The sequence below is a fragment of the uncultured Campylobacter sp. genome (assembly GCF_938045595.1).
In the GTDB taxonomy this organism is placed as follows: Bacteria; Campylobacterota; Campylobacteria; order Campylobacterales; family Campylobacteraceae; genus Campylobacter_B.
Genome location: NZ_CALIBB010000152.1, coordinates 1 through 11,633 on the forward strand (window position 1 = coordinate 1; position 11,633 = coordinate 11,633).

Here is an 11,633-nt window from a genome sequence, read left to right on the forward strand (position 1 = left end):
CTTCTGATGCTTGCGTGCATCGCGATCGCGCCGTCTCGCGCACGCGCGATCTGTTTTTCGCGCTGTTTCCAAATGCGCTCCATCGCGTTGCGCTCCTTATTTAAGCTCTCTTGCATACCGACGAATGCCGAAACGATCGTCTTTATCTGGTTAGCAAACTCGGGCGAGGTCAGATAGTCGTAGAGCATCGCCGTTTTGCTATCTTGATTTTGCCCCGATCTTTTGGCAAACGCAAGCGCCACGACATGTTCGCGCAAGACGGCGCAAAGCCCCTTAAATTCCTCAAACGAACAGATCCAGATGCTAGCATCGCTCGGCGCTTGGTGCAGCCTAGGGCTGTGAGGCGGCATCTGCTCGGTTACGATAACGCCGATCTGCGCGCCCTCGCCTATCATATCGTCTTTGAGTTTGTCGATCCATTTGGGCTCGAAGCTTTTCGTGCGCTTGCTCTCGTATAAAATTTTACCGCAACCCGCAAACTCCCTCGTATGCACCATCTGCACGCAGTCTGCGCCGCGCGCGCCCTTTTTGACCTCATCTATCTCGTCCAAAGGAAAATTTAGCCGCAGATACTCCTGTAGCGCGAGCTCCTGCACCTCGCCCTGAAGCTGCTGCGAGCCCACCTCCGAGCGGCGCTTGAGCTCGTTTATTTGGCCGATTAGGCTTTGGATCTGCTCATCTTTTTGGCGGAATTTCAGCTCGTTTTCCTGCGAAATTTGCTTCGAAAGCCGCTCACGCTCTTGGTTTACGCGGTTGGTTAGCTCGATCTCGGATTTGGCTTTATTCTCGGCTTCAAGCTCGCTAAATTTACGCTTCTGCGCCTCCATTTCGGCCTTTATTAAATTTAGCTCGGAAATTCTTTGCGATTTTTCTTGCAGCTCCTTTTGTAAAATTTCAAATTTCGCCGCGTTTTCGCTCTCGATCTGAGATTTTGCGAGCGCTAAAATTTTCTCCCGCTCGCTGTTTAGCGCGGAATCGGTCGCCGCTTTTACGCGCTGCTCGAAGGCGTTTTCCTTCGCTTGCAGCTGCGCCAGATGCTTCGCGTACTCCTCGCGCTTAGCGGCGATCTCGGCTTCAAATTTAAGCGTGGCTTCGTTTTGCTGCTGCTGCCACTTTCGCTTCTGCTGCAAAATTTCATCTTCAAATTTGGCCTTGATATCGCGCTGCAGCGCCTCGTCTATATCGATCTGCGAGCCGCAGTGCGGGCACTTTACGTTAGCCATTTTTGTTTCCTAAACTCTGCTCTTTCATCTTTTCAAATTCCTGCGAAATTTGCGCGGCATTGGGCTCATCCGCCATCTTATCGAGCACGGAGTTGTAGCGATTTACGAGCAGTATCGCAAGCGCCGAAAAGCAAAAGCCCGGCAGCAGCTCATAAACGATCGCCGAAAGCCCCGATAAGATCCAACAAATGACCGTGATACCGCCTACTAGCATGCCTACTAGAGCCGAGAGCGCGCTCATTTTTTTAGAATACAGGCTAAAAAGCAGTACCGCTCCAAAGCTCGCGCCAAATCCCGCCCAAGCGTTTCCGACGACGTTTAGCACCGTATCGTTTGAGCCGAACGCCAAGATCGCGGCGAGCGCGGCGATGATCACGACGGCGATACGGCTGCTTAGCGTCTGCGTGCGCTCGCTCACCTCTTTTTTATAAAACGCGAAGATAAAATCCTTCGTAACCGCGCTCGCGCTTACCAAAAGCTGGCTTGAGATGGTGCTCATAATCGCCGCCAGCACCGCAGAGATTATCACGCCTAGGATGAATGGATGAAAGAAAATTTTACCGAGCTCTAGGAAAATTTTTTCGGGATCGTCTATGCTAAGACCTTTTTGCGAAAAATACACAAAGCCGATCAGACCGCTAAGCATCGCGCCTACTAGCCCTAGCACCATCCACGAAATTCCGATGCGGCGCGCGCTATCAAGCTCGCGCGAGCTTCTAATCGCCATAAAGCGCACTATGATATGCGGCTGCCCGAAGTATCCAAGCCCCCAAGCAAGCAGGCCTAAAACGCCCAAGAAGCTTTGATTGTAAAATAGATCTAGGTGGCTCGCGCCGTAGAGCCGCACCTGCGCGAAAAAGGAGCTGTCCGCAGGGATCTGCAGCGCGCGATAAGAAAACAGAGGGATCAAAATAAGCACCGCAAACATCAGCGCGCCCTGAAACGCGTCGGTGATCGCGACGGCCTTAAATCCGCCGAAAAAGGTATAAAACACGACGATTAAGATTGTAGCGACCGCGCCGTAGGTGAAATTTAGCCCGAAAAAGCTCTCAAAGGTCTTGCCGCCTGCAATGATGCCGCTGCTAACATAGAGCGTAAAAAATATGATGATCAAAAGCCCTGAGATGATGCGAAGCGTCTTGGTGCGGTCTTTAAAGCGGTTTTCTAAAAAATCTGGGATCGTGACGCTGTCGCTTGCTACCTCGGTGTAAATTCTAAGCCTTTTTGCAAGAAATTTATAGTTGCACCACGCGCCCACGCAAAGCCCTAGAGCTATCCAGATATTGCAAATCCCCGTCGCAAACATCGCGCCCGGCACTCCCAAAAGCATCCAGCCGCTCATATCGCTAGCGCCCGCGCTAAGCGCCGTTACGAATGGGCCCAGGCGGCGGTTATCGAGCAGATACTCGCTTAAGCTCGCATTCTTGTCATAATAATACCTACCTATAAAAATAAGTGCGCCGAAATATATCGCGATTGCGCAATAGGTCCAAAAGCTCATCGTTGCCTCCTTTTAAAAAAGCTAATTTTACTCTATTTCAAATAAAATTTTACTTTCGGAATTTAGCCAGATTTTAACGAAATTTTAGTATTCTTGCCGTTTAAATTTTAAGAAAAAGGCGCCTTGGTTGAACGAGAAAATTTTAAAGGTCGTATTTGTTTTGACTGTAATCGCCGTGGGGCTTTATTTCACCTATCCCGAACTGAGCGAAGCGCAAAAAATTTCATACGCCAAAAGCTACGGTATTACTCTTATTTTGACCTCCGGCGGCATTGTGATCGGTATCGCATTAGGATTTATGCTGGCATTTTTAAAATTTCTAAACAATAAATTTTTAAGCTTCATTATCGACGAATACGTAGACATCATCCGCGGAACTCCAATCGTTATCCAGCTGATGGTGTTCGTGTTTATTATCTTTGCTACGTGGAGCAATAATATCGCAGCTGCGATCTTTGCGCTGGGGCTTAATAGCTCAGCTTACGTCGCAGAGATCGTGCGCAGCGGCATAAACAGCGTCGATCGCGGTCAGATGGAAGCTGCGCGCGCGATGGGGCTAGGCTACGGCACGGCGATGAAAGAGATCGTCTTTCCGCAGGCGATAAAAAACATCCTGCCTGCGCTTGCAAATGAGTTTATTAGCCTATTTAAAGAGACCTCGGTCGTGGGTCTCGTAGCAATTACTGATCTTACGTTTTTTTCAAAAAGCATGCAGGCGGCGCTTTATACCGTCCAGCCAATACTTTTTGCCGCAGTGCTTTACTATGCAAGCGTAAAATTTTTCTCGTTTTTAGTAAAAATGCTAGAAAGTAGGTTAAACCGCAATGATTGAAATATCAAATTTAACCAAATCCTACGGCAATTTATCGGTGCTAAAAGGAATTTCAAAGAGCATAAATAAAGGCGATATCGTAGCAATCATCGGTCCAAGTGGCGGCGGTAAATCAACCTTTTTGCGCTGCTTAAATCTGCTTGAAATTCCAAGCGGCGGCACTATTAAAATAGACGGCGAGGATATTACCGATAAGCACACTGATATTAATAAAATTCGCCGCAAAGTTAGTATGGTGTTTCAGCATTTCAACCTCTTTGCAAATAAAAACGTGCTGGAAAATTTAACTCTAGCGCCCATAAAAGCGGGCATTTATACTAAAGAACAAGCCTACGCAAAAGCAGAGGAGCTGCTACAAAAGGTCGGTCTTAGCGATAAGGCCTATACTTATCCGCACAAGCTTAGCGGTGGGCAAAAGCAACGCATCGCAATCGCTAGAAGTTTGGCGGTAAATCCGGACGTGATTTTATTCGACGAGCCTACCTCGGCGTTAGATCCCGAGATGATCGGCGAGGTGTTAGGTATAATGAAAGAGGTCGCCAAAGAGGGCATTACGATGCTTGTGGTAACGCACGAGATGGGCTTTGCACGCAATGTCGCGAATAGGATTTTTTTTATGGAGGGCGGTAAGATCGCTGTGGACGATACGCCTAAAAACGTATTTGAAAATCCGCAAAATCCGAGATTGAAAGAATTTTTAAATAAAATTTTAAACCACTAAAGGAGAGGGAAATGAAAAAATTTATGAGATTTTTAGTTGCGGGCGCTTTGCTTTGCAGTTCGCTAATCGCTAAAGACATCACCAAAGATACGCTCATCGTAGGTACAAACGCCGAGTATCCGCCGTTTGAGTTTGTGGATGAAAACTCCAAGGTTACCGGCTTTGATATGGATCTGGTAGCCGAGCTTGCCAAGCGCGCGGGGGTGAAATACGAAATTTTAAATATGAGCTTTGACGGGCTAATCCCTGCGATTAAAAGCGGCAAGATCGATATGATCGCCTCGGGTATGAGCGCGACGCCGGCTCGTAAAAAGGCGATCGATTTCACAAATCCTTACTACAAGGTCGAAAATTTATATGTCAAACGTAAGGACGATAGCTCGTTAAATTCCAAAGCCGACTTGCAGGGCAAGCGTCTTGCCGCGCAGCTAGGCACTATTCAGGAGCTTGCGATCAGAGACATCAAAGGCGCCGAGGTTAGCGCTACGGAGAACGTCTTTGTAGCCGTTATGTCGCTGAAGAACAAAAAGATTGACGCACTTTGCGTGGATTCATCCGTAGGCTACGAGTATCTTAAGAAGAATGACGATCTAACCGCATTTTTTAAAGAATCCGACGGCAGCGAGGGCTTTTCGATCGCATTTGATAAGGGCAAGTATCCCGAGCTGCTCGCTAAATTTAACGCAGCGCTTGAGGAGATGAAAAAGGATGGAAGCTACGAAAAACTTTTGGAAAAGTATAATTTAAAATAATCCGCAAAATTTAGGCGCAAATTCCTCTCATAGAATTTGCGCTGCCTAAGAGGAATCCTATGAAAAAGATATTTTTGACACTTGCGATTTTGCTCTGCACGCAGAGCTTTGCGGAGCAAAAAGACAGATACGGCATCGCTGCGTTTGCAGGTCTTGGCAATGATGGTAGAAGCTTTGTTTTTACTTTCAGAAAGGCTCAAAAAGATCGCTTCTTTCCCTGCGACTTAAAAAATTTAAATATAATCGCCGCGGGTGCTTCTAGGTGCATAACGGATGCTAAGGAGCTGAAGAAATTCGACAAAGAATATAAAAAAGCTCTCGAGTCTGTGATAAAACCCGGCAAGCGCTACTACGTAAATTTAATCGATCGCGGCAATGACGCCTATGTCTGCGATGCAAGCGATCCTAAAAGCAATCTGCGATTGGACCTAGTGGCGGCGGGATTTGCCGTACCGATAACCGACGATAGCGAACTTCTTTTAAAAGCCGCCGAGGAAGCCAAAGAGGCTAAGCGCGGAATGTATAGCGCAAAATTTTGGGATGTTACCAACTGCATCCTAAACGGCGTGCCGATGCTGAAAAAGATAGATGAGTGAAATTTACGCGCTTAGCGACGATGCCTTAACGCCGCCGCAAACTATCTTTTCGCAGATAGATGAAATTTTACGCTGCGGCGTAAAGCTCGTGCAGTATCGCAGTAAACTCGCCGCGTTGGATGAAGCCTTAATCCGCTCTCTCATCGGCCTTTGCGAAGATTACGGCGCCAAACTCATCATCAACGACGATACGACGCTTGCCAAAAAGCTCGGCGCGCACGGCGTGCATATCGGAAAGGACGACGGCGAGACGGCGCAGGTGCGCGAGTTTTTAGGCGCGGATAAGATCATCGGCGTTAGCTGCTATGCTGATCTTGCTCGCGCGAGGCAGGCCGAGGCGCAGGGCGCTAGCTACGTAGCCTTCGGCTCGCTCAGGCGCGGCAAGACAAAGCCTGATGCGCCGCTTTGCCCCGATGCGCTCGTGCAAGAGGCGCAAAAATCTTTAAACCTTCCAATCGCCGTAATCGGCGGGATAAACCTAGAAAATCTGGATGAAATTTTAGCCATCAAGCCCGATTATATCGCGATGGTAGAGGCGATCTACAGACCCGCTTCGATCACGCAGAATTTAGCAAATTTAAAGGAAAAAATGGATGAATATATTTGACGCCGTGATTTTAGGCATCGTCGAGGGACTGACTGAGTTTCTGCCCGTAAGCTCGACCGGACACATGATCCTGTCTGCGAAACTGATGGGCTTGCAGCAAACCGACACGCTTAAATGCTTCGAGGTCGTTATCCAGCTAGGCTCGATCCTAGCGGTCGTGGCGATGTTTTATAAGCGGCTTTTGGTTGATTTTAAGCTCTGGTGCAAGCTCATCGTGGGCTTCATCCCCACTGCAGCGATTGGCTTTTTGCTCTATAAAAGCATCAAATCTCTATTCGCGCCGCAGACCGTCGCCTACGCACTGATCGGCTGGGGCATTATTTTTATCGCAGTCGAGCTCTTTCGCAAGGCGCGCCCTAGGGAAGGCGAGCTAGAGCATCTGGATCAAATTTCATACGCTCAGGCCTTTATCATCGGGCTTTCGCAATGTTTTGCGATGGTACCGGGCACTTCGCGCAGCGGCGCCACCATCATCGCAGGGCTTTTGTGCGGGCTAAGTAGAAACTTAGCCGCGCGCTTTAGCTTCCTACTCGCGATCCCTACGATGTTTGCGGCGACTTTTTACGACACCTATAAGAATTTAGACACCTTCGCGCAAAACTCCGACAATATCACGACCTTTCTCGTAGGCGGCGTAGTGGCGTTCGTAGTGGCGCTTGCGGCGATTAAACTATTTCTAAGTTTCGTTTCGAAGTTTGACTTCATCCCGTTTGGAATTTATAGAATTCTAATCGGCGCTATCTTTTTCATCTTCGTTTTTTAAACGCAATCATCAAAGGAATTTCATGAGCCTAGCAAAAAATATCGGCGCATTTTTAAAAGACAGATTCAGCCTCCTATCGGTATTTGACGGCGCGGTGCTAAACGCATACACGCTAGTTTTGGTATTAAATTTAGCGCTCGGGCTGCTTCTTATCGCACGCGGCGGCGAGCTGCTCTCTGCGCAGGCGCTGTTTTTCGTGGCGTCTGCGATCTGCGGCGTGACGATACTTTTTTTCGCGCTTTACGCGTTTAGCTTTTACAGCGCCAGGCTATATAAAATTCTCGCCTTTGCGCTTTTGGCGCTAAACGTGGTCTTTGCGATCGCTCAGATTTTTTTGATCTTTAGCCTGGAGCTTACCTACTCGCACGGCACGCTGGATGCGCTAGTGCAAACGACGCCCAAGGAGGCCTTTGAGTTCGCGCACGCGTTTTTAAATTTCAAGCTTATCGCGGCTTTTTTGGCGCTTTTAATTTTCGTCTTCGCCGCTCTTAGGCTTAGAGTGAGCCAGCGAGTGCGAATGAAGCTATGTCGCGCGATAAAGCTAGCCTTTTTGCTTAGCTTGCTCGTTTTTATCGCACATGCGGCATTTAAAAGCTACGTAGCCAAAAGCTCGAAAATGCGCGCCAGCATCATAATCGCGCTAAATAAAATTCCGATTTATAACTTTGCTTTCGTTACGAAGGATTATTTCGGCGCCGATTTTAAAAGCGTGCGCGAGCTGCAAGCGGGATACCAAAGCATTTACGCCTCACATTCGCATAAAACCGCGCCAAACCGCATCTCAAATGTCGTTTTTATTATCGGAGAGAGCCTGCAGCGAAATTTCATGAGCCTATACGGCTACTATCTGCCCACCACACCGAATCTGCAAGCGCTTGAGCAAAGTGGAAATCTGATCGCCTTTAGCGACGTCGTCTCGCCTGGAGCTAAGACCAACGATGTGTTAAAATACGTGCTAAATTTTGGAAATTACGAGAGCGAAAAGCAGCGCCCGTGGAGCGCTAACCTCGACATCGTAAATCTCGCGCGACTGGCAAACTACGAGACCTTTTGGATCAGCAACCAGGAGCGCTACGGGCAGTGGGCGGTCGCAAGCGGCGCGAGCGCGCAGATGACGGATCACTCGGACTTTACGAATCAAATCCCGGTTTACAAATACGCCTACTCGCTCGACGAAGTTATGCTTCCTAGCATAAAAAATTTCAAATCCGGCGCGAAAAGATCGCCTCTTGCGCGCAAGGATGAAAGCTCCGCCGCAGAGGTGGGCGGCGCGCAGATGAAGGATAAATTTTTCATCCTTCATCTGATGGGTTCGCACCCGAGCTACGAGTTTCGCTATCCGAAAAGCTTTGCTAAATTTAGCGCCGCGGACATCTCGCGCGAGCCGCTTGATGAGGGACAGAAAAAAGAGCTCGCGCACTACCTAAACACCGTGGCTTACAACGATTTTATAGTAAGCGAAATTTATAAAATTTTCGCAAACGACAACACGCTGATAGTCTATTTCAGCGACCACGCTCAGAGTCTTTATCAATACCGCGGCAAGCTGATCCACGGCGGCATCAATCGCTTCACGCTCGAAATCCCGCTGATTTTCATGGCGTCGGATAAGTTCAAAGAGCAAAACGCTGATCTTTGGGCGCGCATCGCGGCAGCCAAAGACAGGCCGTTTTTAAACGACGATCTCATCCACGCGATCGCAGAAATTTTAGAGATGACCGATTTACCGGAGTACGATCCCGCTCGCTCGGTGATCAATGCTGATTTTAACGCCTCGCGCCCGCGCATTATCGAAGGGGTCGATTACGATAAGGTTTATAGGCTGCAGAAGGAATTTGGCGAGTAAATTAGGTGAAATTTTGCGTCTTTTGGCTGTGGCTGTGCAGAATTTCGCTTCTTAAAATCTGCGCTCTTATCGCAAATGCTCGCGCCCTAATTTAGCTTTCGGATGGGCGTGTCTGCGTCAAATCTACGCTACCGCAAAGCTCTGCGGTAGAATTCTTGTGTTGCGAAATTCTGCTTAGCAAAATTCGGCTTTGTAAAATTTCAAAATTTGCGGCTAAAATTTCACGGCGTAGAATTTTCTATGCGTTCACGAAATACAAAATTTGCGAAGCTCGTTCAAATAGCGAAATTTTGAAATTTAGGAATTTTAAAATTTGGCGGTATAAAATTTATCCGCGCGACACGGAATTTTACCGCTCAAATTTTACGGCGCAAAACTCCTCAGCACAAAATTTACCGCCAGAATTCAGCCCGCAATTTAAAATTTCAAAATTCTAAGCCGCGAAATTTTATGCCGAAGAATTTCACGTCCCAATCGGCACGAAGTATCTGCTGCCCGAGCCGCGCATAAAATTCTACGCTTTAAAATTCCAAGCCATAAAATTTTACGCTACGAAATTTCACCGACAAAATTTTATGTCGCAAAATCCCGCGCCGTAAAATTTAAAAGCAGCTCTTGTTATAAAATTTTGCGAGCTTAATTTACGCTGCCGCAGCGATATTTGCCCGCTACGAAGGTGATTTTATCGCGGATCTGAGCGATCTGTCTTAGCGCCTCTGCTAAGAAATCCACGTCGCTTTCGTCGTGGATGAACGAGAAGCTAGCCCGCACCCAAGCGGGTTTGCGCGACATTTCGGTATCGGGCTGTAAGCCGAGCAGATCAAAGCCGTAAGGCGCGGCACAGTCGCAGCCTGCGCGGGTCTGGATCTCAAATTTCTGCCCGAGCACCCCGGCTAGCGCGTCTGCGCCGAGCCCTTGCATATTAAAAGCAAAGATCGGCACGCGCGGCGCGGTCAGATTGCCGTAAATTTCAATCTCGGGGATTTTTGAAATTTCGCTTATGAAGCGCCTGCAGATCGCCTCTTCGCGCGACTTGATCGCCTCTAGTCCCGCGCTTTTGCGAAGCTTTAGGGCAAGATAAGCTCGCACCAGCGCGATGATGCCCGGCGTGCCTGCTTCCTCCAAGCGCTCCTTGTCGATTATAAAGCGCTGCGTTTGGGCGTCTGCGTATTTGATCGTGCCGCCTCCCGCGAACGTCGGCTCCTCGTCGTGCAAAAGCTCCTTTCGCACAACCAAAATCCCGCTAGCGCCCACGCCGCCTAAGAGCTTGTGCGCGCCGAAAAACACTCCGTCGCAAAAGCTGGTATCTACGTTTTCGTGCGCGATGAGCGCGCTAGCGTCCACAAACAGCCGCCCGCCGTGCGCTTTTAGCATCAAGTAAGCGCGCTTGTAATCTAGCTTAAGCCCCGTCACGTTCGATGCCGCGGTAAGTACGCCGTAAATTTCGCGCCCTTTGTTTGCTGATAAAATTTCGCTCAGCCGAGCAAAATCCATCAGCCCGCTTCCGCCCAGCGGCACGCGCACGACCTCGCAAAGCCCCTGTCTTAGGCTGATCTCCACGGAGTGATGCTCAAAAGGCGAGATGATGAAAAGCGGCAAATCTTTTAGGCTCTCGCGCCGCAAGCCGAGCCTATCTCGCGTCGCTGGCGGCAGGTAGATGCCTAAAATTTCCCAGAGCTTCTTTATCGCCGCAGTCGCGCCGAAACCGCACGAGATCAGGTAGTAGCGCTCTTCGCAGCCTAAAAGCTCTTTGATTTTGGCTCTTGCGTTTTCGTAGTAATCGCTCGTGATCTCGGCGTTGGCTCCGCCTGCGGAGTGGACGTTGGCGTATGTTGCAAGCACGCGCTCTATCTCCGCTTCTATAGGGCGATACGCGAGGCCCGAGGCGGCAAAATCAAAGTATTTGACCCCCTCTTTTAAGATGATATTTTCTTTGATCGTTTGAAAATCCAAAGCGCGACTCCAAAATTTTTGCAAATTATATCCAAACTCGCTAAAATTACGCCCGCAAGGAGGGCGAAATTTACGAGTTAAAAGATACTGCGCGAAATTTGGGCGATGCTGATATCGATGCGATTTTGCAGTTTCATTTCGTATTCGACGAGATAGGTTGCATAAGCGGATACGCGGACGTTTTCGAAGCGATCGAAAATGAAATTTTGCTATGCTTTGAATGTCTTGGCGAGCGCTTTAAATTCGGCGGCGAGTGCGAAGAGCAGATCAAAAAGGCGCTGATGAAATTCGCTAGAAGCGACCGCAAAAAAATAGGAATTTCAAAAATCTTGCCGCGATTTACGGCGCAAAAAATCACCGCAGATCTCATAAACGCGAAGTTTTTAATCACCGAAAAATCAAGCGAGCAAAGGGCGCAAAAAGCCCGCAAAAACGACCGCCTCCCGCGCGCGCTGCGCCGCTACCATATCACCGACAAAGTCCATTTTAGCAGCAACTTTGCGAGGTTTTGGTTTAGATTTATCGAACCGAACCTGCCCGCGCTACGCCGCGGCGAGATAGGGCGCGTAATAAGCCTAATCAAAGCGGATTTCAACGCCTACGCGGGGCTCGGGTTTGAAATTTTAAGCAAGGAGCTACTCGCGAAGTATCTAAATTTAGAGATTTCGCAAATTTCGAGCTTTTGGAACAAAGAGGTCGAGATCGACATCTACGCGAAATTTGAGAGCTTTTGCGTCGCGGGCGAGTGCAAATACAAGGAGCGAAAAATTTCAAAAAACGTGCTAAATGAGCTCATACTCAAATGCGAAAAAGCGCACCTCGCGCCCGATCTGCTCGCG

General features: G+C 48.7%; 12 protein-coding genes. 9 read left to right on the forward strand and 3 right to left on the reverse strand.

Going from position 1 to position 11,633, the window contains the following annotated elements; all coding sequences use genetic code 11:
* Together Q0340_RS06400 and putP are read right to left on the reverse strand one after the other, a co-directional pair.
* Positions 1 to 1,223, reverse strand: a 1,223-nt coding sequence (locus tag Q0340_RS06400) for a DUF2130 domain-containing protein (protein ID WP_298082614.1), incomplete at its 3' end; no start/stop codon positions are given.
* Positions 1,216 to 2,724: a sodium/proline symporter PutP gene (gene putP / locus Q0340_RS06405; RefSeq protein WP_298082615.1), complete on the reverse strand. Its 1,509-nt coding sequence runs from the start codon at positions 2,722 to 2,724 to the stop codon at positions 1,216 to 1,218. The genes putP and Q0340_RS06400, both read right to left, overlap by 8 nt.
* Positions 2,725 to 2,893: 169 nt before the next feature.
* On the opposite strand from putP, the gene Q0340_RS06410 reads away from it, so the two are divergent.
* The 8 genes from Q0340_RS06410 to Q0340_RS06445 all read left to right on the forward strand — a co-directional run bounded on the left by Q0340_RS06410 (position 2,894) and on the right by Q0340_RS06445 (position 9,278).
* Positions 2,894 to 3,556 (forward strand): amino acid ABC transporter permease, encoded by a 663-nt coding sequence (locus tag Q0340_RS06410; RefSeq protein WP_291940149.1) that lies wholly within the window; start codon positions 2,894 to 2,896, stop codon positions 3,554 to 3,556.
* Entirely contained in the window at positions 3,549 to 4,277 is a 729-nt protein-coding gene (locus Q0340_RS06415; RefSeq protein WP_295151169.1) for an amino acid ABC transporter ATP-binding protein, read from the forward strand. Before Q0340_RS06410 ends, Q0340_RS06415 begins: the two co-directional genes overlap by 8 nt.
* Before the next feature lie 11 nt (positions 4,278 to 4,288).
* Complete coding sequence (locus tag Q0340_RS06420; protein ID WP_298082616.1) at positions 4,289 to 5,029, forward strand: basic amino acid ABC transporter substrate-binding protein; 741 nt, start codon at positions 4,289 to 4,291, stop codon at positions 5,027 to 5,029.
* Between the two features lie 59 nt (positions 5,030 to 5,088).
* On the forward strand, positions 5,089 to 5,625 hold the full coding sequence (locus tag Q0340_RS06425; RefSeq protein WP_298082617.1) for a hypothetical protein: 537 nt from the start codon (positions 5,089 to 5,091) through the stop codon (positions 5,623 to 5,625).
* Positions 5,618 to 6,232, forward strand: a complete 615-nt coding sequence (gene thiE / locus Q0340_RS06430) for a thiamine phosphate synthase (RefSeq protein ID WP_298082618.1) — start codon at positions 5,618 to 5,620, stop codon at positions 6,230 to 6,232. Before Q0340_RS06425 ends, thiE begins: the two co-directional genes overlap by 8 nt.
* Positions 6,219 to 6,995, forward strand: a complete 777-nt coding sequence (locus tag Q0340_RS06435; RefSeq protein ID WP_298082619.1) for an undecaprenyl-diphosphate phosphatase — start codon at positions 6,219 to 6,221, stop codon at positions 6,993 to 6,995. Before thiE ends, Q0340_RS06435 begins: the two co-directional genes overlap by 14 nt.
* Before the next feature lie 22 nt (positions 6,996 to 7,017).
* Positions 7,018 to 8,841, forward strand: coding sequence for a phosphoethanolamine transferase (locus Q0340_RS06440; protein WP_298082620.1), 1,824 nt, complete (start codon positions 7,018 to 7,020; stop codon positions 8,839 to 8,841).
* Positions 8,842 to 8,996: 155 nt separating this feature from the next.
* Positions 8,997 to 9,278, forward strand: coding sequence for a hypothetical protein (locus Q0340_RS06445; protein WP_298082621.1), 282 nt, complete (start codon positions 8,997 to 8,999; stop codon positions 9,276 to 9,278).
* Positions 9,279 to 9,477: 199 nt separating this feature from the next.
* On the opposite strand, the gene Q0340_RS06450 is transcribed toward Q0340_RS06445, so the two are convergent.
* The gene (locus Q0340_RS06450; protein ID WP_298082622.1) at positions 9,478 to 10,794 is read right to left on the reverse strand and encodes an aminotransferase class V-fold PLP-dependent enzyme; all 1,317 of its coding nucleotides are present in this window, start codon (positions 10,792 to 10,794) and stop codon (positions 9,478 to 9,480) included.
* A 98-nt stretch (positions 10,795 to 10,892) separates the two neighbouring features.
* Between Q0340_RS06450 and Q0340_RS06455 the strand changes: the two genes are divergently transcribed.
* Positions 10,893 to 11,633, forward strand: a 741-nt coding sequence (locus tag Q0340_RS06455) for a DUF234 domain-containing protein (protein WP_298082623.1), incomplete at its 3' end; no start/stop codon positions are given.

Coding starts and splice junctions, on each gene's coding strand:
- thiE (WP_298082618.1), top strand. CDS start 5,618: ATGAGTGAAATTTACGCGCTTAGCGACGATGCCTTAACGCCGCCGCAA.
- Q0340_RS06425 (WP_298082617.1), top strand. CDS start 5,089: ATGAAAAAGATATTTTTGACACTTGCGATTTTGCTCTGCACGCAGAGC.
- putP (WP_298082615.1), bottom strand. CDS start 2,724: ATGAGCTTTTGGACCTATTGCGCAATCGCGATATATTTCGGCGCACTT.
- Q0340_RS06440 (WP_298082620.1), top strand. CDS start 7,018: ATGAGCCTAGCAAAAAATATCGGCGCATTTTTAAAAGACAGATTCAGC.
- Q0340_RS06415 (WP_295151169.1), top strand. CDS start 3,549: ATGATTGAAATATCAAATTTAACCAAATCCTACGGCAATTTATCGGTG.
- Q0340_RS06420 (WP_298082616.1), top strand. CDS start 4,289: ATGAAAAAATTTATGAGATTTTTAGTTGCGGGCGCTTTGCTTTGCAGT.
- Q0340_RS06435 (WP_298082619.1), top strand. CDS start 6,219: ATGAATATATTTGACGCCGTGATTTTAGGCATCGTCGAGGGACTGACT.